This is a genomic window from Leclercia adecarboxylata (assembly GCF_035787115.1).
Lineage (GTDB): Bacteria > Pseudomonadota > Gammaproteobacteria > Enterobacterales > Enterobacteriaceae > Enterobacter > Enterobacter adecarboxylatus_E.
This window is the reverse complement of the sequence record NZ_JALKTL010000002.1, coordinates 197225-215619: the sequence shown is the minus strand read 5'-3', so window position 1 is coordinate 215619 and position 18395 is coordinate 197225. Positions and strand designations below refer to the sequence as shown.

Genomic DNA, 18395 nt, shown 5'->3' with positions numbered 1-18395 from the left:
ACGGCGAATAACATTTAAGGTGTCGCATGTTTGTTCCATTTCTCATTATGTTACGTGAAGGGCTTGAAGCGGCCTTAATTGTCAGCCTGATCGCCAGCTACCTGAAACGCACGCAGCGAGGCCGCTGGATCGGCGTGATGTGGATTGGCGTTTTCCTTGCTGCCGCCCTTTGTCTGGGGCTGGGCATTGCCATCAACGAAACCACCGGTGAATTCCCGCAAAAAGAGCAGGAGCTGTTTGAAGGGATCGTGGCGCTGATTGCGGTGGTGATCCTCACCTGGATGGTGTTCTGGATGCGCAAAGTGTCGCGTAACGTAAAGGTCCAGCTTGAACAGGCGGTGGACAGCGCCCTGGCGAAGGGGAACAGTCACGGCTGGGCGCTGATCGTGATGGTCTTTTTCGCCGTGGCGCGTGAAGGGCTGGAGTCGGTCTTCTTCCTGCTGGCCGCCTTCCAGCAGGATGTCGGTATCTGGCCACCGCTGGGGGCGGTACTGGGCCTGGCAACCGCCGTGGTGCTCGGTTTTCTGCTCTACTGGGGAGGTATACGTCTCAACCTCGGCGCCTTCTTCAAATGGACCAGCCTGTTTATTCTGCTGGTGGCCGCCGGGCTGGCCGCGGGGGCGATCCGTGCCTTCCATGAGGCGGGTCTTTGGAACCATTTCCAGGCAGTGGCCTTCGACCTCAGTAATGTCCTCTCTACCCATTCGCTGACCGGCACGCTGCTCGAAGGGATCTTCGGCTACCAGGAGACGCCGAGCGTCAGCGAAGTGGCGGTCTGGTTCATCTATCTCATTCCGGCGCTGGCGCTGTTCTTTATGCCGTCGCGCCCTGGCGCGCAACCTTCACGGACTGCGCACTGATCGGTTTGCTTTAGTTACAACATACTTATTAACGGGAAAGGCCATGGCTATTCAACTTCGTCGCACCGCTTTGCAGGCAGGTATTGCCGCGCTGCTCACCTCCGCATGTTATGCCCAGGCGGCCGATGTGCCGCAGGTAAAAGTTACCGTCAATGATAAACAGTGTGAGCCGATGACCATTACGGTCAACAGCGGCAAAACCCAGTTCATCATTCAGAACCACAGCCAGAAAGCGCTGGAGTGGGAGATCCTGAAAGGGGTCATGGTGGTGGAAGAGCGTGAGAACATCGCGCCGGGCTTCAGCCAGAAGATGACCGCCAACCTGCAGCCGGGCGAATATGACATGACCTGCGGCCTGCTGACCAACCCGAAAGGCAAGCTGATTGTTAAAGGCGCCGCCACCGCCGACGCCGCGAAAGGCGAGGCGCTGTTGAGCCTGGGCGATGCCATTACCGCCTATAAAGCGTACGTCACCAAAGAAACGGCGGATCTGGCTGCCGGCACCAAAGCCTTCACCGACGCGGTGATAGCGGGTGACATTGAAAAGGCGAAATCCCTGTATGCCCCAACCCGCCAGCACTACGAGCGCATTGAGCCGATTGCCGAGCTGTTCTCTGACCTCGACGGCAGCATCGACGCCCGTGAAGATGATTACGAGCAGAAAGCTGCCGATCCGAAATTCACCGGCTTCCACCGTCTGGAGAAAGCGCTGTTTGGCGACAATTCGACGAAAGGGATGGCGCAGTATGCAGAGCAGCTGAACAGCGACGTGCTGGAGCTGCAAAAACGCATCAGCGAGCTGGCCTTCCCGCCGTCAAAAGTGGTGGGCGGTGCGGCAGGATTGATTGAAGAAGTGGCCGCCAGCAAGATCAGCGGAGAAGAAGACCGCTACAGCCACACCGACCTGTGGGATTTCCAGGCCAACGTTGAAGGGGCTCAGAAAATTGTCGATCTGCTGCGTCCGCAGCTGCAAAAAGAGAACAGCGCCCTGCTGGAGAAAGTGGATGCCAACTTCAAAAAAGTGAACACCATTCTGGCGAAATACCGCACTAAAGACGGCTTTGAAACCTACGACAAGCTGACCGATGCCGACCGCAACGCCCTGAAAGGGCCGATTACCGCGCTGGCAGAAGATCTGGCCCAGCTGCGCGGCGTACTGGGTCTGGACTGATTCGATGAGCAAGCATGATGAGTACGATGTCGCTGAACCTTCACGACGTCGGTTGTTAAAAGGGGTAGGGGCGCTTGGCGGCGCCCTTGCCCTGGCGGGCGGCTGCCCGGTGGCCCATGCGGCAAAACCGCAGAGCGCGCCGGGCACGCTCTCCCCGGATGCCCGGATGGAGACGCAGCCATTTTATGGCCCGCATCAGGCGGGGATCTTAACCCCGCAGCAGGCGTCGATGATGCTGGTGGCTTTTGACGTGCTCGCCAGCGACAGGAACGAGCTGGAACGTCTGTTCCGCCTGCTGACCCGGCGCATCACCTTTCTGACCAGCGGTGGCCCTGCGCCCGATACGCCGAATCCGCGTCTGCCGCCGATGGATTCCGGGATCCTGGGCGCCTTTATTGCCCCGGATAACCTGACCATGACGGTGTCGCTGGGAGCCTCGCTGTTTGACGATCGCTTTGGCCTGGCGGCGCAGAAACCGAAATCGTTGCAGAAGATGGTGCGCTTCCCGAACGATTCGCTGGATGCGGCGCTGTGTCACGGCGATCTGCTGATCCAGATTTGCGCCAACACTCAGGACACGGTGATCCACGCTCTGCGGGATCTCATCAAGCACACCCCGGATCTGTTGAGCGTGCGCTGGAAGCGGGAAGGGTTTATCTCTGACCACGCCGCGCGCAGCAAAGGCAAAGAGACGCCGGTGAATCTGCTTGGCTTTAAGGATGGCACCGCCAACCCTGACAGCCAGGATGCGCCGTTAATGGACCGCGTGGTCTGGGTGACCGCCGATCAGGGCGAGCCGGCCTGGGCGGTAGGTGGCAGCTACCAGGCGGTGCGTATTATCCAGTTCCACGTCGAGTTCTGGGACCGCACGCCACTGAAAGAGCAGCAGACCATTTTTGGCCGCGACAAGCACAGCGGGGCGCCGCTGGGCATGAAGAACGAGCACGACGTGCCGGATTACGCCGGCGATCCGGAGGGCAACGTCATCGCCCTCGACAGCCATATTCGCCTCGCCAACCCACGCACCACAGAGACCGAGCCGAACCTGATGATGCGTCGGGGTTACAGCTACTCATTAGGGGTGACCAACGCCGGCCAGCTGGATATGGGGCTGCTGTTTGTCTGCTTCCAGCACGATCTGGAGAAGGGTTTTTTGACCGTCCAGAAGCGTTTAAACGGCGAGGCGCTGGAGGAGTACGTGAAGCCGGTAGGTGGGGGCTACTTCTTTGCGCTACCGGGGGTGCAGGATAAAAACGGCTGGCTTGCTCAGGGGCTGCTCGACGCCTGATTCGCGTCCCGCTTACCCCTTAAGCGGGATAAACTTTTTTCGTCTCGCTATCTTCTTGTTATAATTCTGTAATATTTCCATTGCAGATTAAATGCAGCTGTAAGGCGAATCTTAAAGGTTGCATTCAGGTAAAAATAATGTTGCATTCATGCTAAATCCTGTTGTACTTACTTTAAGAAAGCGGTAAACCTTGCAGTGATCATGAATCACTTTGGAGATCGCGAATGGTTGGGTCCTCTACTGGACAAGGCAAACGAAACAACCGCAGCACCCGGCGCGGAGGCTCACACTCCGGCAGCGATTTCTTCACCGAAAAATTCTCCCCCTCCACAGCAAATCCTGATTTTTCCGACCCGTCGAATGGTGAGCATAGCGATCCGGCGGTGTCATTTTACCAAGCAAGCTATGGCTTAGAAGGAAGCCAACCCTCAGATGTTTGTTCGCCTAATCGCACTGATTCTGGTGCGAGTGATGAATACCAACAACTCAAGGTGCTATCCATGGGAAGACAAAAAGCAGTGATCAAAGCTCGTCGTGAAGCAAAACGTGTGCTGAGACGGGATTCACGTAGTCATAAACAGCGTGAAGAAGAATCGGTCACCTCGCTTGTGCAGATGAGTGGCGTTGAAGCAATTGGCATGGCGCGGGACTGCCGTGATACGACCCCAATTGCGGCGCGCAATGACGCTCAGGCGCAGTACCTGAATGCTATTGAGAGTAAGTCGCTTATCTTCGCCACCGGCGAAGCCGGGTGCGGGAAGACGTGGATAAGTGCAGCCAAAGCGGCGGAGGCTCTGATTCATAAGGACGTCGACAAGATCATTGTCACCCGTCCGGTATTACAAGCTGATGAAGATCTCGGCTTCTTGCCCGGGGATATTTCGGAGAAGTTTGCTCCCTACTTCCGGCCCGTTTATGACGTGCTGGTAAAGCGTCTGGGCGCATCTTTTATGCAGTACTGCCTGCGGCCCGAAATTGGTAAAGTAGAAATTGCGCCGTTCGCCTATATGCGCGGACGTACATTTGAAAATGCAGTTGTGATTCTCGACGAGGCTCAGAACGTAACTGCTGCGCAAATGAAGATGTTCTTAACGCGCCTCGGGGAAAACGTGACGGTGATCGTGAACGGGGATATCACCCAGTGCGATCTGCCGACCGGCGTCAAATCGGGTCTGAGCGATGCGCTGGCACGTTTCGAGGAAGATGAGATGGTGGGCATTGTGCGTTTTGATAAAGACGACTGCGTGCGCTCGGCGCTGTGCCAGCGAACGCTGCAGGTCTATTCCCGGTCATAGCATAACCTTCTCGTTTTACTTGCTTCTTGTAATCCCTTCCCGGCGCAATGCCGGGAAGCTGCGTCTGTCGCTTCGGTTGAAACACCTTTATGTTGGCTTATCTTTAACAGATATCATTATGATAATGACATATTTATTTCGTATAGAAAATGCCGGGTATTGTCCGGCGTTTTGCTGTATCTATAAATCTGATTGTTAATCTACTGGTCTCTTTAATAAAAATGGCAGAAGTGTGATATTAATTCATAATACCCACAAGATATGTATGAAAATCATGATCAGGCTAATTATAAATAATCAATTAAACGTGAATGTTGTCACAGTTCATTACTCCAGGGTGAATATTAAGTTGGTGTCTTTCGGGCTATTATCTATGTTTCGTAGTTATTCAAACACAACTCTATAAAGAAACTCCCAGAGAATCTGTTTTCTCTGAAACATCACGCTGAGGGCCATACATGAACGAACTGGTTGGTGCAATTAATGGTGTTATCTGGAGCCCGGCGTTAATATTTTTATGCCTGGGTGTCGGCCTCTATTTCTCACTGCGTAGTCGCTTTTTGCAATTACGCCATGTTAAGCATATGGTTACCCTGATGTTTCAGGGACGTGCCACCGATGCGGGGGTGTCGTCGTTTCAGGCACTGACGATGACGCTGGCGGGACGCGTGGGCACCGGGAATATCGCTGGCGTGGCTACTGCAATCACCTTTGGTGGGCCAGGCGCGTTATTCTGGATGTGGATGGTAGCCTTTTTGGGTGCCAGCTCTGCTTTTGTGGAATCCACCCTGGGTCAGGTTTATAAGGAAAAAATTAACGGTGAATATCGTGGCGGTCCTGCCTTTTATATTGAAAAAGGGTTGGGCGTAAAATGGTATGCATGGTTATTCGCGATAGTGACTATTTTCTCCTGTGGGTTATTACTTCCAGGTGTGCAGGCAAACTCGATTGGCGCCAGCCTCGATATTGCCTTTGGGCTTGATCCGAATGTTACCGCCGCACTGTTGGCCATATTGTTAAGTTTCATTATTTTCGGTGGTGTGAAAAGGATTGCCAGCTTTAGCAGCATGGTCGTTCCTTTTATGGCGCTCGGTTATATTATTGTCGCCTGCGTTATTATCGCCATTAATATTGATCAACTCCCTTCCGTTATTCTGCTGATCTGGAAAAGCGCTTTTGGCCTTGAGGCGGGCTTTGGTGCCGTTCTGGGACAGGCAATAATGTGGGGCGTTAAGCGCGGCGTTTATTCTAACGAGGCGGCGCAGGGTACAGGGCCACATGCTTCCTCAGCGGCCGAAGTGAGTCATCCAGCAAAACAGGGGCTGGTGCAGGCATTCTCAGTCTATATCGACACGCTGTTCGTCTGCTCCGCGACCGGGTTTATGCTGTTGATTACCGGGCTGTATAACGTTCAGGGCGTCGACGGCGCGGCAATCTACACGGGCATTGCAGGGGTAGCGGCAGGTCCCGGGTATGTGCAGACCGCGATGGAAAGTATGATGCCTGGTTTTGGTAATTACTTTGTCGCCATTGCGCTCTTCTTCTTTGCCTTTACCACCATTATTGCCTACTACTATATTGCTGAAACGAATATCGCCTATATCAACCGCAAAATTCACCGTCCATGGCTGACCTTCTTGCTGAAAATATTTCTGTTAACGTCCACGGTATATGGCACCGTGCGTACAGCAGATCTGGCATGGGGGCTGGGCGATATTGGCGTCGGATTGATGGCGTGGCTTAACATTATTGCAATTGTTCTTTTACATAAAAAAGCCTTTGCCAGCCTTAAAGATTATGAAACACAGCAGGCTCAAGGTATCGATCCGCAATTTGACCCAATCCGACTTGGGATTAAAAATGCCGATTACTGGGTTAAGGAACGTAAAGAAGAAAAGGGTGTGAGCACGGGTCAGACAACTTCTCTGCCGGGGAACGGTCAGGTAAGTTGAGTGTGTGAAAAAGAGCCCGTACGAAAGTACGGGCTCTTTTTTAATATGGCGGTGAGAAGGTGTGACTCGCTGCGCTCTCAGTCTGTCCAACTGGCTGCGCCAGTTGTCGAACCCCGGTCGGGGATTCTCATCCCCCCCACAGGCGTGCAATATGCGAAAAAAAAGCCCGCATTTTCATGCGAGCTCTTCTTTAAATATGGCGGTGAGGGGGGGATTGACTCGCTGCGCTCACCGTTACTCGGCCCATCCATGGGCCTCGCCCCTTCGGGGCCAACGCAAGCGTTGTTCAAAAACGCTCCCGGCGTTTTTGTGCGGGCAGCCTGTTCGCTGCGCTCTCAGTCTGTCCAACTGGCTGCGCCAGTTGTCGAACCCCGGTCGGGGGTTCTCATCCCCCCCGCAGGCATGCAATATGCGAAAAAAAAGCCCGCATTTTCATGCGCGCTCTTCTTTAAATATGGCGGTGAGGGGGGGATTCGAACCCCCGATACGTTGCCGTATACACACTTTCCAGGCGTGCTCCTTCAGCCACTCGGACACCTCACCATATTGTTTGCTGCCTTTCCTCTCGGGGGCAACGGGGCGCTACTATAGGGAGTCAGGCTAAAACGGTCAAGCAGATTTTCTGCTTTACTGCGCGTTCGGTTAAGCAATAAGCAGCTCCACGGTTTTCAGGCCGTGGAGCAGGGGATTAGCGCTGCGAATCGAGCGCTTCACCGTTCTTCACCACCTCTTGCGCCTTGCCGTAGCTTTCAATCAGCAGCTGATAAGCCGGGAAAATATGGGTGTAGACCTCTGCCCACTGCGCTGCATCTTCACGATTCCAGGTGCGCTGGATCTCTGAAGCGACGGCGGCGGTATCCATCGGCACCACGCCTGCCTGCACCACCCGCGCCAGGGTGATCTCCTGCGCCATTTTGCTGTAGGTGCCCGACGCGTCAATCACCGCAAACACCTTATAGCCATCGGCCACCGCGCTTATTGAGGGGAAAGCCATGCAGACGCTGGTGATGGTACCGGCGATAATCAGCGTCTTGCGCCCGGTCGCCTTCACGGCGGCTACGAATTCCGGGTTATCCCAGGCGTTGATCTCGCCTTTACGCGCCACGTATTGCGCATGGGGCGCGTTGGCGTGGATCTCAGGGATCAGCGGTCCGTTTGGCCCCTGCGGTACTGATGCGGTGGTGATCACCGGAATATTCGCCAGGCTGGCGATTTTCGCCAGGGCCGCGGCGCGGGCGCGCAGCTCCGGCATCGGCATATCACCAACGGTCTGGAACAGGCCGCTCTGGTGATCGATAAGCAGCATGACCGCATCATTGACATCAATTGCCGGACGGGCGCCGTTAAAGTTAGCTGGGGTAGACATCATTCTCTCCTTTATTACATTCAGATCTGGCCGAAGCGGCCGGAATTGAAATCGCGAATGGCTTCGGCGATTTCGGTTTTACTGTTCATCACAAACGGGCCATAGCCCACGATCGGCTCATTCAGCGGTTCTCCGGCCATTAGCAGTACTTTGGCGTCGCTGCTGGCTTCCAGATGCAGCTTCTCGCCTTCCTGACTCAGGACAACAAGCTGAGCTTCACCCGCCCGGGCGGAACCGTTCACCGTCACGCTGCCTTCCAGTACCACCAGCGCCGTGCTCCAGCCTTCTGGCTGAGCAAGCGTGAGATGGTTGCCCTGACGCAGAGCGATGTCCCAGACGTTCAGCGGCGAGTAAGTGTGTGCCGGGCCGGTAGTCTCCCCGTAGCGCCCGGCGATCACCCGCAGCGATCCGCTGTTGTCCGGCAGCGTTACCACCGGAATCTGACTTTGTGTGATGCTCTGATAGCCCGGAGTGGCCATCTTGTCTTTCGCAGGCAGATTGACCCATAGCTGCATCATTTTTAGTTCGCCGCCTTTGCGCGCAAAGGTGCCGGAGTGAAACTCCTCATGCAGAATGCCGGAGCCTGCCGTCATCCACTGCACGTCGCCCGGGCCAATCACACCCCCTTTACCCGTCGAGTCGCGATGTTCGACTTCCCCGGAATAGACGATAGTGACTGTTTCAAAGCCGCGGTGGGGATGCTGGCCCACGCCGCGTTTCGCGCCATCCGCCGGGAAGGTATAGGGCCCGGCGTAATCCAGCAGTAAAAAGGGGCTCAGCGGCTCACCCTGGGTCTGGTAAGAAAACATGGAACGCACCGGGAAACCGTCGCCAACCCAGTGCTGACGAGGTGCGGTAAAAATGCCTGTTACGTTTTTCATCGTTTTCTCCTGATGTTCTGTTGATGTAATTAGCTTATATTCAGGTTTAATAACCCGGTAGATGGTGAAAACGATATTCACTGTTCTGTTTATGGAACGACGAGGGCGTTATGCAGGATCTCAATGATTTCGTGTGGTTTGTCAAAGTGGTGGATCACGGTGGCTTTGCGGCGGCGGGCCGGGCGCTCGATCTGCCCAAGTCCCGGCTCAGCCGACGGATTGCTCAGCTGGAGGCGCGGCTCGGTGTGCGCCTGATCCAACGGACAACGCGGCAGTTTACGGTCACCGAGGTGGGGCATACCTTCTACCAGCACTGTAAGGCGATGCTGGTAGAAGCCGAGGCGGCGGAAGAGGCGGTAGCGGCGTTGCAGGCTGAACCGCGCGGTATGGTCAGGATCACCTGTCCGGTCACGCTGCTGCACGTTCACGTCGGGCCGATGCTTGCCAGATTCATGACGCGTTATCCCGGCATCAATCTGCAGCTTGAGGCGACTAACCGGCGGGTGGATCTGGTGGCTGAGGGGATTGATATTGCCATTCGCGTGCGGCCTCGCCCGTTTGATGACAGCGACCTGGTGCTGCGGGTGCTGGCTGACAGAGGGCACTGCCTGGTGGCGGCCCCAGAGTTGATCCAGCGTCTGGGCAAACCGACTACGCCATCGGAGCTGAGTGCCTGGCCCGGTTTAAGCATGGGGGAGGGGAAACAGATCCACCGGTGGGCGCTGAGCGGGCCGGAAGGGGCGAAGGCGGAGATTCATTTTCAGCCGCGCCTGATTACCACCGACATGCTGGCGCTGCGGGAGGCGGCTATGGCGGGTGTGGGACTGGTACAGCTACCCATTTTGATGGTGAAAGATCAGCTGGCATCCGGGGCATTAATAAAAGTGCTCAAAGCGTGGGAGCCACGTCGGGAAGTGATCCACGCGGTCTATCCCTCCCGACGTGGGCTGTTGCCGTCAGTCAGGACGCTGGTGGATTTTTTGACCGAGGAGTATGCAAGGATGGTGGAGGAATAATACCTGATGGCGCTGCGCTCATCCGGCCTGCGGGATCGATGCTGGCTTTGGGTTTCGTAGGTCGGGTAAGCGTAGCAACACCCGACGTGTGTTGGCTGTCGCCAGTTGTCGAACCCCGGTCGGGGGTTCTCATCCCCCCGCAGGCATGCAATATGCGAAAAAAAAGCCCGCATTTTCATGCGAGCTCTTCTTTAAATATGGCGGTGAGGGGGGGATTGACTCGCTGCGCTCGCCCTACGGGCAGCCTGTTCGCTGCGCTCTCAGTCTGTCCAACTGGCTGCGCCAGTTGTCGAACCCCGGTCGGGGGTTCTCATCCCCCCGCAGGCATGCAATATGCGAAAAAAAAAGCCCGCATTTTCATGCGAGCTCTTCTTTAAATATGGCGGTGAGGGGGGGATTCGAACCCCCGATACGTTGCCGTATACACACTTTCCAGGCGTGCTCCTTCAGCCACTCGGACACCTCACCATATTGTCATCCCGTTGTTGACGGGACGGGCGCTAATGTATGTAAAAGCCTGACTGACGTCAATCAACTTTTTCAGTAAATTGCGCGTTCAGACAAACTTCAACCAACATGATTTCTAATTGCGCTGAAAGTGCTTTTTTTATCAGCAACGACCCCGCCTGCAAATTTTGTTATGCTGCAATGCAGTTGAAAATGAACATAAAACGGCGCAACTAAAGGCAATCGCAATGGACATTATTTTTTATCATCCGACATTTGATAACGCTTACTGGCTAAAAACACTGTCAGCGGCGCTGCCAGGCGCACGGGTTCGGGAGTGGAGGCGCGGTGATAACGAACCGGCAGATTATGCCCTGGTATGGCATCCCCCGGTTGAAATGCTGCAGGGGCGAAACCTGAAGGCAGTATTTGCTCTTGGAGCCGGAGTGGATTCCATTCTCAGCAAGCTCAAGGCGCACCCGGAAATGCTGGCGGAGTCGATCCCTCTGTTTCGCCTGGAAGACACCGGCATGGGCCAACAAATGCAGGAGTACGCGGTCAGTCAGGTTCTGCACTGGTTCCGCCGGTTTGATGACTACCAGGCGTTAAAACTGCAGGCTCGCTGGGAGCCGCTGTCCGACTATCAGCGCGAAGATTTTACTGTCGGTATCCTCGGGGCTGGCGTATTAGGTTCGAAAGTGGCTGAAGCGCTGGCGCCGTGGGGCTTCCCGCTGCGCTGCTGGAGCCGTACCCGTAAGTGCTACCCTGGCGTCACCAGTTTTGCAGGGAAAGAGGAGCTGCCGCAGTTTTTACAGGGCACGCGGGTGCTGATTAACCTTCTGCCAAATACGGCCGAAACTGTCGGCATTATTAATAAGACGCTCATCAACCAGCTGGCGGATAACAGCTATCTGATGAACCTGGCGCGCGGTGTACATCTGGTGGAAGCCGATCTGCTGGCGGCACTGGAGGGCGGCAAACTCAAAGCGGCCATGCTGGATGTCTACAGTAAGGAGCCGTTACCGGCGGATAATCCCCTGTGGGCGCACCCGCGCGTAGCCATGACGCCGCACGTTGCGGCGGTAACGCGACCGGCAGAGGCCATCGACTATATCGCCCGTACCATCTCGCAGCTGGAAAAAGGCGAGCCGGTTACCGGGCAGGTCGACAGGCAGCGCGGTTACTGAGTTAAACCCGGCATTAGCCGGGTTTTTGCTGATAAACGACATTGATAACTGCTATCCTTTGGGAAACACGAGAGGAGAGAACGATGTATCCCGTTGACCTGCATATGCACACCGTCGCCAGTACCCACGCCTACAGCAACCTTCATGACTACATCGGCCAGGCAAAGCATAAGAACATTAAGCTCTTTGCGATCACCGATCATGGCCCGGATATGGCAGATGCTCCGCACTACTGGCACTTTGTGAATATGCGTATCTGGCCGCGCGTGGTGGATGGCGTGGGGATCCTGCGCGGCATTGAGGCCAACATCAAAAACACTCAGGGTGAAATCGACTGTACCGGTCCGATGCTCACCTCTCTGGATCTGATCCTCGCCGGTTTTCACGAGCCGGTTTTCGCCCCTCAGGATCAAGCCACTAACACCGAGGCCATGATTGCCACTATCGCCAGCGGTAACGTGCATATCATCAGCCATCCGGGTAACCCAAAATACCCGATCGATATTCAGGCCGTCGCGCAGGCGGCGGCGAAGCATCGCGTAGCGCTGGAGATCAATAACTCCTCCTTTATTCACTCCCGTAAAGGCAGTGAAGCGAACTGCCGGGCAGTGGCGGCAGCGGTAAAGGAGGCTGGCGGCTACGTGGCGCTGGGCTCAGATTCCCATACCGCCTTTACGCTCGGTGATTTTAGCGAATGCCGCAAAATCCTCGACGAAGTGGACTTCCCGGAAGATCGCATTCTGAACGTCACGCCGCGCCGGTTACTGGATTTTCTGGAGTCGCGCGGTATGGCGCCCATCAGCGAATTTGCCGAATTTTAACTGTGTAATGGACTAAATAAATGAACGAGTTTTCCATCCTCTGTCGCGTACTGGGTTCCCTCTATTATCGCCAGCCGCAGGATCCGCTGCTGGTGCCGCTGTTTACCTTGATTCGCGAAGGCAAGCTGGCTCAGAACTGGCCGCTTGAACAGGATGTACTGTTGCAGCGTCTGCAAAACAGCTGCGATATGCAGCAGGTCGCTGCCGATTACAATGCGCTGTTTGTCGGCGAAGAGTGCCGCGTGTCGCCGTATCGCTCCGCCTGGGAAGAGGGGGCAACAGAGGCCGAAGTGCGCGCGTTTCTCTCTGAACGCGGGATGCCGCTGACCGATACCCCAGCCGATCACCTCGGCACGCTGCTGCTGGCGGCCTCGTGGATTGAAGATCACGCGGCGGAAGATGAAAACGACGCGCTGGAAACCCTCTTCGGGGAGTATATCCTGCCCTGGTGCGGGACGTTTCTCGGTAAAATTGAAGCCCATGCCACCTCGCCATTCTGGCGCACCATGGCGCCCCTGACCCGCGAGGCGATTGCCGCCATGTGGGATGAGCTGCAGGAAGAGAATGAAGAGTGATGCAGATCACTTTATTAATGTAACGACAATATTCATTTTGCATATTATGTGTTCTTGATCGCATTTATGGGCCGCGTATCTGTTAAGATGCGCGCCATGAACATACTCCTCTCAATCGCAATCACGACAGGTATCCTCTCCGGTATATGGGGGTGGGTTGCCGTCTCCCTCGGGCTCCTCAGCTGGGCGGGCTTTCTTGGCTGCACGGCCTATTTTGCCTGCCCGCAGGGTGGCGTGAAGGGGCTGTTTATCTCAGCCTCTACGCTGATGAGCGGCGTGGCGTGGGCGATGATTATCATCCACGGCAGCGCGCTGGCGCCCCATCTGGAAATCATTGGCTACGTCATGACCGGCGTGGTGGCATTTTTGATGTGTATCCAGGCAAAGCATCTGCTGCTCTCATTTGTACCCGGCACCTTTATGGGCGCCTGCGCGACCTTTGCAGGGCAGGGCGACTGGCGGCTGGTGGTGCCTTCGCTGGCGCTGGGGCTGGTATTTGGCTACGCGATGAAAAACAGCGGACTGTGGCTGGCAGCACGCAAAGAAAAGACGCGAAACGTTACGGCGTTGAGCGAATAAAAAAGGCGAGACCCCGGTCTCGCCTTTTTAATGCGCTTTCTGTCAGGATTCTGGCGGTGATGACATCTCGCGGTATTTCACCAGAACATCGTTTTTCACTTCGTTTTTGTTTTGCAGGTCCCATAATCCGCGATCGATACCGTCGTTAATCAGGAAGATCACCCCGGTTTCGATTGCCGACATCAGACAGAGCATGACCGGCTCGTTAGAGGTATAACCGATTTCACCTTCCAGCAGACGCTGATAATCGATGAAACGGAACACCCCGGCCTGCACTTCATAGGAGAGAATGGTTTTGCTGGTAGTCACGGAAGACAGGATCTCGCCGGTACTGACGTTGACCACACGCAGGTTCACCGCAATCTGGTCAAGCTGGTACTGCGTGTCGCCGCCGATACCGAAGTAACGAGCCCCCACACCACCCGATTTCACGTTACTTTCGTAGCCGATAATCGAGCCTTCTACCATCACGTTCGCCGCCGTGAGCGAATGCAACGGAATGCGGTTGTTCATCGCCACGGTGCCGTTATCCTGCGCCGCACGAATGATCTTACGTTCGTTAAGCAGGTTTTGCAGCCCCTGACGTTCCAGAGGAATAAACCAGCGAGAATCTTTTAAAGCGGTGACCAGCATCGCGGTGGCGCTTTGCGGTACAGCCGTTGAGAAGTTACTTGCCGGATACGGTTTAAATTGCCCGGTTTCATCCTGAATATTATAAACCGACACGTAGATCTTACCCGTTGGCAATGGCAATTTGGTCAAATCACGATAGCTCTGGGCGCGAGGCATTAATGTCGGTTTCGCCGCTTCTTTCGGAGGAGCAGTTAAACAACCGCTCAATAAGCACACTGCAACAAGGAGGAGAAAGCGCTGCATGATTATTGTCCTTATCTCGACATTATTTAAAAGTCGGTAGAATTGTTTTGCAAGCCAGCAACCTGAATGGTGGATGTTTTCCCCGTTTTCCGGTCTGTCACGTTCAACTGCATTTGTCCGTCCGCATTGGCGATGTCGACAATAAAGTCGCTGGTTACCATACGGCCGGGTGTGCCGGTATTAATATTGGTCAGGAGTCCGCCCAGAACCTGGGCCTGGATTGCCTGGGTAAAGTTATCCAGTGCGCTCGGGGTTTCAATACCGAAATCATCAGAGCTTGGGTCCGTATAGGAGTTCTGCGCCTGAGCCGAGTTTAAAAGAAATGAGCCGTTATTAGGGTTTCCACCAAAGTTCGGGTTGCGGAACTGGAAGGTCATATTTCCGGCCCAACTCAGAGATGGAATAAGCATTAAAGCTACAACTGCATGGACAACACGCATGAATGCCTCCGAATTAAAATTCGTCTTGCGCTAAATCGCCGGTACTCAGCAGAGCTTTATCGATCTGCAGACGATTTAATGCCTCTTCGGTTTGAACCAGAGCAAAGGCCACGTTTTTATCGAGGTCAGTTTTCGAGGGGAATAAAAAGGTCTGGAAAATAACGTCCTGATTCACCGTTATTGTGATCCAGCTTCCCCAACGTGCACTGGGCCGTTCATTGATGGTTAAGTTACCGGGATAGTCACTTTCCCATTTGTCACTGAAGCCGCGATAAAAAGCGTGCCCGACAGCCGAGACGGTGTGGTCAGTTAACAATCCCGGGATCTCCACTTCAATTGCATGAAGATTCCCGGCAGCAAGCCATAGGCCTGCTGCGGTAATCCAACTCACTGTGCGTTTCATACTGTTAACGCCTGAGGTTATCATTCGCCCATGAAACCGCCTGAGTCCGGTTTTTAACAGCTATCTTCTTGAAAAGATTATAAAGATGAGTCTTAACCGTATTTTCGCTGATAAATAACGAACGGGCGATTTCAATATTTGAAGCACCTATACGTAATTTATTCAGAATCTCTTTTTCGCGATGGGTCAGCAAAGCGGACTCTGAACTGTTATAGCGATAATTTCCGGAGTGCGTTATGAGGTAGCTGGCAAGTTTCTGCGAAAAATAGCATTCCCCACGCAGAACGCCCTGCAGGCCATCAACCACGCGGGTCTCGTCCTCGTGGACATAAAAGACACCGTTGATATGTGGCCAACTTTCAATATCCCTGAAGGGGTATTCTTCGGGCGTATTTAACAACAATACACGGATGTTGTTGTTTTTTCTGCTTAAAATATCTTGCCAGTATTGGATAAGTTTTTTATCCGCTTCCATCATATCGAAAAGAATAATGCTGCCAGGCGCAATGTCGTCGAAAGAGCGTTGAATACTATGCAATTTCCCGCTCAATGTTAAACTATGCTTTAAATGCTGTAGTAAAGCTGTCGCTTGTAAAGAAGGTTTGGTGACTAACAATAAAGTCTGACCATGCAAGCTTTGGACTTCATTAAACATGATGAAACCCCTTTTATGAAACATCTGTCAGTTGCCCCCAATATATTATTGGGGGCACCAGAAGTACTGACTGATGTTGCACTGCTGTGTGTAGAAGAAAGACCATATCCCTTAGAAGGAAGGGAAAATAAATTAATAATGCCGAACTTCTGTTTTCAATCTAGCTATTACGATTTTTAAAGCAAGTGTTAAACGTGTAACAGAATGTAAAAATCAATATTACTTTGTAAAAAATGAGTTCATGAATTGATTAGGAATCATTAAAAAGTTGTACATTAAGATATTGATGCACACATTTTAAAAATCATACAAATTACGGTAACTCATTGATTTTATTGATTAAGGTAATTTAAATGTTAATAGTGATAAGGTATGAGCCTGGTCAAAACGCTAAGCCTATTTTTACAATGTGTAAACGTCTTAAGAAATCACGGACTTTGTCACGCAATCATGGATATATCCCGTTCACCCTCCCGTAGACCAGACGAAACGGCAACTCTGTAGTTTTAACGCTTTCCATTTCTGCAAGCTGAAAATGGCGCTTCTTGAGCACCTTTAAAATCGTTGTAAAGCCACGATATTTAATTTTATTTAATACTTTGGGGTGAACGGAAGAATAAAAATACAACTGGCGGGTGAGATATTAAAATTGTTTCGGCAGACATACTCTTCATCGTAACGCCGGGTTAACAAAATATTGGCTCTTGTTAACACAGTTATTATACCACCAGGTCCAGGGTGATAACATGAAGAACAAGTTGTTATTGATGTTGACATTACTGGGTGCACCTGGATTTGTTTTCGCAGCGACTGATCTGGCAGCGTCAGAATATAATTTCGCGGTTAATGAGCTGAGTAAATCCTCATATAACCAGGCAGCTATCATTGGGCAAGTTGGTGTAAATAACAACGCCAACGTTCAACAGCATGGCCAGAAATTATTAGCTGCCGTTTCTCAGGAGGGCGGAAATAATCGAGCGAACATTGATCAATCAGGCAGTTACAACCTTGCCTATATTGATCAAAAAGGGAACTCGAACAATGCGAGTATTAATCAAGGTGCATATGGTAATACCGCAGTGATTATTCAGAAAGGTTCTGGTAATAAAGCGAATATTACGCAGTACGGTACGCAAAAAACGGCAGTTGTAGTGCAGAGACAGTCGCAGATGGCAATTCGCGTTATTCAACGCTAGCTATTGAGCGATAATTAATCAATCCGATGGGGGCTTTACAATGAAACTTTTAAAAGTGGCAGTAATTGCAGCAATCGTGGTTTCTGGCAGTGCTATGGCTGGTTCTATCCCACAATGGGGTAATAACCATGGTGGTAACGGCAATAATAACGTCAGCCCAGAATCGCTGACCGTTTATCAGTATGGTGGCCGTAACAATGTGGACGCTTTGCAAAGCGATGCACGTGGTTCTGAAATCACCGTTAGACAGAATGGCTTCGGTAACGACGCCGACCTGTCTCAGGGTGCTGACAGCAGCGAAATCAGCCTGACCCAGCGTGGCCAGGGTAACGAAGCGACCATCAGCCAGTGGAGCGGTCGTGACCTCTCTGCAACTGTTAGCCAGTCTGGTGGCCGTAACGAAGTCGATCTTCGTCAAACTATGAACGGCGCTTCTGCTAACATCACTCAGGTTGGCTTCGGCAACACCGTGACTGCTGGTCAGTACTAATACTGCCGCCGTACGTCAAAAAAACAGGGCTGAGGCCCTGTTTTTTTTTGGGAGATGATCATGAATACACTTTTATTGCTTGCTGCGCTGAGCAGTCAGATTACCTTTCAGACCTCCACCGAGGGTGAGATGGTGACCATTATTCCCCAGGTGACCGTTACGGAGCCCTGTTTATGCCAGGTGCAGATCCTCACCTCGCGCAGTGGTCCTGGCGGGCAGAGCACCTCGCGTCAGCAAAATACCGTCTCGTTACCGGCAAATAAAACGGTCAATCTTTCCCGCATGACCCTCAATTCCGGACCTCATGACAAAATTAACGTCATCGTGACGGTGTCGGATGGCAAATCGCTGCATTTATCGCAACAGTGGCCCTCTTCCAAAGCATGACGCGCAAAACATTCATAAAATCAATATATTGAATGTCGTAGCATGGATGTTATTTCATTGTTATTCTGATGTTGCTGGCATCGCCGATGCCAGTCGACAGCTCTGCATGAGGCGTGTCGTTTAAGGGTCAAGGACGATTGTCATTGAGGAGTGCACTGATGGTTTCGTCCCGAATTACCCTGGCTGCAGCCTGTATTGCTGCGGTTACGCTTACCCCGGCTTATGCTGGCCATGTCATTCATATCTCCGGACAGATTGTCGAAGATCCTTGTAACATCACGCCTGATGCGTACAGACTGTCTGTTACCTGTCCGCAGAACAATAAAATGTCCACCCAACTGGTAAGCTATAAGGATGCGCTCAACGGCAATGTTCCCGCCGCAGACCGGGCGACCATCAGCATGAACTACATTAACCCTGAAAAATCCCTCGCTGTTGTTCAGGTTGACTACCGCTGAGGCGGGGCGTTTTCTGTCAACCGGGCTGCCACAACCCAACCTCTGCGGTACA

20 protein-coding genes, 2 tRNA genes and 1 other RNA gene are annotated in these 18395 nt (G+C 53.1%); 14 read left to right on the top strand and 9 right to left on the bottom strand.

Annotation, left to right across the window (positions count from 1 at the left end):
• Window positions 1-26 precede the first annotated feature (26 nt).
• From efeU to MXM41_RS08485, 5 genes are all read left to right on the top strand, one after another.
• Window positions 27-860, top strand: a complete 834-nt coding sequence (gene efeU, locus MXM41_RS08505; RefSeq protein ID WP_325931192.1) for an iron uptake transporter permease EfeU — start codon at window positions 27-29, stop codon at window positions 858-860.
• Window positions 861-903: 43 nt separating this feature from the next.
• Complete coding sequence (gene efeO, locus MXM41_RS08500) at window positions 904-2031, top strand: iron uptake system protein EfeO (RefSeq protein ID WP_325931190.1); 1128 nt, start codon at window positions 904-906, stop codon at window positions 2029-2031.
• Window positions 2032-2035: 4 nt separating this feature from the next.
• The gene (gene efeB / locus MXM41_RS08495) at window positions 2036-3319 is read left to right on the top strand and encodes an iron uptake transporter deferrochelatase/peroxidase subunit (RefSeq protein WP_325931187.1); all 1284 of its coding nucleotides are present in this window, start codon (window positions 2036-2038) and stop codon (window positions 3317-3319) included.
• A gap of 500 nt (window positions 3320-3819) precedes the next feature.
• Window positions 3820-4614: a phosphate starvation-inducible protein PhoH gene (gene phoH / locus MXM41_RS08490; RefSeq protein WP_250588833.1), complete on the top strand. Its 795-nt coding sequence runs from the start codon at window positions 3820-3822 to the stop codon at window positions 4612-4614.
• Between the two features lie 458 nt (window positions 4615-5072).
• Window positions 5073-6566 (top strand): alanine/glycine:cation symporter family protein, encoded by a 1494-nt coding sequence (locus MXM41_RS08485; protein ID WP_325931185.1) that lies wholly within the window; start codon window positions 5073-5075, stop codon window positions 6564-6566.
• A gap of 455 nt (window positions 6567-7021) precedes the next feature.
• Here MXM41_RS08485 and MXM41_RS08480 read toward each other — a convergent pair.
• The 3 genes from MXM41_RS08480 to MXM41_RS08470 form a co-directional block, all read right to left on the bottom strand.
• Window positions 7022-7109 (bottom strand) — tRNA-Ser (locus tag MXM41_RS08480).
• Window positions 7110-7254: 145 nt separating this feature from the next.
• Entirely contained in the window at window positions 7255-7932 is a 678-nt protein-coding gene (locus MXM41_RS08475) for an isochorismatase family protein (protein ID WP_138368607.1), read from the bottom strand.
• 20 nt (window positions 7933-7952) lie between these two features.
• Window positions 7953-8813 (bottom strand): pirin family protein, encoded by an 861-nt coding sequence (locus tag MXM41_RS08470; RefSeq protein WP_325931181.1) that lies wholly within the window; start codon window positions 8811-8813, stop codon window positions 7953-7955.
• A gap of 110 nt (window positions 8814-8923) precedes the next feature.
• Between MXM41_RS08470 and MXM41_RS08465 the strand changes: the two genes are divergently transcribed.
• Window positions 8924-9829 carry a LysR family transcriptional regulator gene (locus MXM41_RS08465; protein ID WP_325931180.1) on the top strand — a complete coding sequence of 302 codons (906 nt, stop codon included), beginning with the start codon at window positions 8924-8926 and terminating at the stop codon, window positions 9827-9829.
• A gap of 198 nt (window positions 9830-10027) precedes the next feature.
• On the opposite strand, the gene MXM41_RS08460 is transcribed toward MXM41_RS08465, so the two are convergent.
• Together MXM41_RS08460 and MXM41_RS08455 are read right to left on the bottom strand one after the other, a co-directional pair.
• Window positions 10028-10164, bottom strand: a non-coding RNA gene (locus MXM41_RS08460) — RtT sRNA.
• A gap of 45 nt (window positions 10165-10209) precedes the next feature.
• Window positions 10210-10297, bottom strand: a tRNA-Ser gene (locus tag MXM41_RS08455).
• Window positions 10298-10524: 227 nt separating this feature from the next.
• Between MXM41_RS08455 and ghrA the strand changes: the two genes are divergently transcribed.
• The 4 genes from ghrA (at window position 10525) to MXM41_RS08435 (ending at window position 13438) form a co-directional block, all read left to right on the top strand.
• A complete protein-coding gene (gene ghrA, locus MXM41_RS08450) occupies window positions 10525-11463 on the top strand; it encodes a glyoxylate/hydroxypyruvate reductase GhrA (protein ID WP_325931179.1) in 939 nt (312 codons plus the stop codon).
• 83 nt (window positions 11464-11546) lie between these two features.
• Entirely contained in the window at window positions 11547-12284 is a 738-nt protein-coding gene (locus MXM41_RS08445) for a phosphatase (RefSeq protein ID WP_325931178.1), read from the top strand.
• A gap of 20 nt (window positions 12285-12304) precedes the next feature.
• Window positions 12305-12859 carry a molecular chaperone gene (locus MXM41_RS08440; protein ID WP_325931177.1) on the top strand — a complete coding sequence of 185 codons (555 nt, stop codon included), beginning with the start codon at window positions 12305-12307 and terminating at the stop codon, window positions 12857-12859.
• Between the two features lie 96 nt (window positions 12860-12955).
• Entirely contained in the window at window positions 12956-13438 is a 483-nt protein-coding gene (locus MXM41_RS08435) for a DUF1097 domain-containing protein (protein WP_325931174.1), read from the top strand.
• Between the two features lie 42 nt (window positions 13439-13480).
• Here MXM41_RS08435 and csgG read toward each other — a convergent pair whose 3' ends face one another.
• The 4 genes from csgG to csgD are packed head-to-tail and all read right to left on the bottom strand — an operon-like array spanning window position 13481 to window position 15812.
• On the bottom strand, window positions 13481-14314 hold the full coding sequence (csgG, locus tag MXM41_RS08430; protein ID WP_250588842.1) for a curli production assembly/transport protein CsgG: 834 nt from the start codon (window positions 14312-14314) through the stop codon (window positions 13481-13483).
• Window positions 14315-14340: 26 nt separating this feature from the next.
• The gene (gene csgF / locus MXM41_RS08425) at window positions 14341-14754 is read right to left on the bottom strand and encodes a curli production assembly/transport protein CsgF (RefSeq protein ID WP_039032324.1); all 414 of its coding nucleotides are present in this window, start codon (window positions 14752-14754) and stop codon (window positions 14341-14343) included.
• 13 nt (window positions 14755-14767) lie between these two features.
• Window positions 14768-15157 carry a curli production assembly/transport protein CsgE gene (csgE, locus tag MXM41_RS08420; protein WP_325931164.1) on the bottom strand — a complete coding sequence of 130 codons (390 nt, stop codon included), beginning with the start codon at window positions 15155-15157 and terminating at the stop codon, window positions 14768-14770.
• A 4-nt stretch (window positions 15158-15161) separates the two neighbouring features.
• On the bottom strand, window positions 15162-15812 hold the full coding sequence (gene csgD, locus MXM41_RS08415; protein ID WP_325931161.1) for a biofilm master transcriptional regulator CsgD: 651 nt from the start codon (window positions 15810-15812) through the stop codon (window positions 15162-15164).
• Between the two features lie 746 nt (window positions 15813-16558).
• Here csgD and csgB point away from each other — a divergent pair.
• From csgB to MXM41_RS08395, 4 genes are all read left to right on the top strand, one after another.
• A complete protein-coding gene (csgB, locus tag MXM41_RS08410) occupies window positions 16559-17008 on the top strand; it encodes a curli minor subunit CsgB (protein ID WP_325931159.1) in 450 nt (149 codons plus the stop codon).
• A 40-nt stretch (window positions 17009-17048) separates the two neighbouring features.
• The gene (csgA, locus tag MXM41_RS08405) at window positions 17049-17498 is read left to right on the top strand and encodes a curli major subunit CsgA (RefSeq protein ID WP_325931156.1); all 450 of its coding nucleotides are present in this window, start codon (window positions 17049-17051) and stop codon (window positions 17496-17498) included.
• A gap of 60 nt (window positions 17499-17558) precedes the next feature.
• A complete protein-coding gene (gene csgC / locus MXM41_RS08400; protein ID WP_325931154.1) occupies window positions 17559-17885 on the top strand; it encodes a curli assembly chaperone CsgC in 327 nt (108 codons plus the stop codon).
• A 158-nt stretch (window positions 17886-18043) separates the two neighbouring features.
• Window positions 18044-18343 carry a type 1 fimbrial protein gene (locus MXM41_RS08395; RefSeq protein WP_325931153.1) on the top strand — a complete coding sequence of 100 codons (300 nt, stop codon included), beginning with the start codon at window positions 18044-18046 and terminating at the stop codon, window positions 18341-18343.
• Window positions 18344-18395: the final 52 nt, after the last annotated feature.

Bases quoted from the DNA above. Each gene is read 5' to 3' on its own strand.
- efeU (WP_325931192.1), top strand. From the start codon at position 27: ATGTTTGTTCCATTTCTCATTATGTTACGTGAAGGGCTTGAAGCGGCC.
- efeO (WP_325931190.1), top strand. From the start codon at position 904: ATGGCTATTCAACTTCGTCGCACCGCTTTGCAGGCAGGTATTGCCGCG.
- efeB (WP_325931187.1), top strand. From the start codon at position 2,036: ATGAGCAAGCATGATGAGTACGATGTCGCTGAACCTTCACGACGTCGG.
- phoH (WP_250588833.1), top strand. From the start codon at position 3,820: ATGGGAAGACAAAAAGCAGTGATCAAAGCTCGTCGTGAAGCAAAACGT.
- MXM41_RS08485 (WP_325931185.1), top strand. From the start codon at position 5,073: ATGAACGAACTGGTTGGTGCAATTAATGGTGTTATCTGGAGCCCGGCG.
- MXM41_RS08475 (WP_138368607.1), bottom strand. From the start codon at position 7,932: ATGTCTACCCCAGCTAACTTTAACGGCGCCCGTCCGGCAATTGATGTC.
- MXM41_RS08470 (WP_325931181.1), bottom strand. From the start codon at position 8,813: ATGAAAAACGTAACAGGCATTTTTACCGCACCTCGTCAGCACTGGGTT.
- MXM41_RS08465 (WP_325931180.1), top strand. From the start codon at position 8,924: ATGCAGGATCTCAATGATTTCGTGTGGTTTGTCAAAGTGGTGGATCAC.
- ghrA (WP_325931179.1), top strand. From the start codon at position 10,525: ATGGACATTATTTTTTATCATCCGACATTTGATAACGCTTACTGGCTA.
- MXM41_RS08445 (WP_325931178.1), top strand. From the start codon at position 11,547: ATGTATCCCGTTGACCTGCATATGCACACCGTCGCCAGTACCCACGCC.
- MXM41_RS08440 (WP_325931177.1), top strand. From the start codon at position 12,305: ATGAACGAGTTTTCCATCCTCTGTCGCGTACTGGGTTCCCTCTATTAT.
- MXM41_RS08435 (WP_325931174.1), top strand. From the start codon at position 12,956: ATGAACATACTCCTCTCAATCGCAATCACGACAGGTATCCTCTCCGGT.
- csgG (WP_250588842.1), bottom strand. From the start codon at position 14,314: ATGCAGCGCTTTCTCCTCCTTGTTGCAGTGTGCTTATTGAGCGGTTGT.
- csgF (WP_039032324.1), bottom strand. From the start codon at position 14,754: ATGCGTGTTGTCCATGCAGTTGTAGCTTTAATGCTTATTCCATCTCTG.
- csgE (WP_325931164.1), bottom strand. From the start codon at position 15,157: ATGAAACGCACAGTGAGTTGGATTACCGCAGCAGGCCTATGGCTTGCT.
- csgD (WP_325931161.1), bottom strand. From the start codon at position 15,812: ATGTTTAATGAAGTCCAAAGCTTGCATGGTCAGACTTTATTGTTAGTC.
- csgB (WP_325931159.1), top strand. From the start codon at position 16,559: ATGAAGAACAAGTTGTTATTGATGTTGACATTACTGGGTGCACCTGGA.
- csgA (WP_325931156.1), top strand. From the start codon at position 17,049: ATGAAACTTTTAAAAGTGGCAGTAATTGCAGCAATCGTGGTTTCTGGC.
- csgC (WP_325931154.1), top strand. From the start codon at position 17,559: ATGAATACACTTTTATTGCTTGCTGCGCTGAGCAGTCAGATTACCTTT.
- MXM41_RS08395 (WP_325931153.1), top strand. From the start codon at position 18,044: ATGGTTTCGTCCCGAATTACCCTGGCTGCAGCCTGTATTGCTGCGGTT.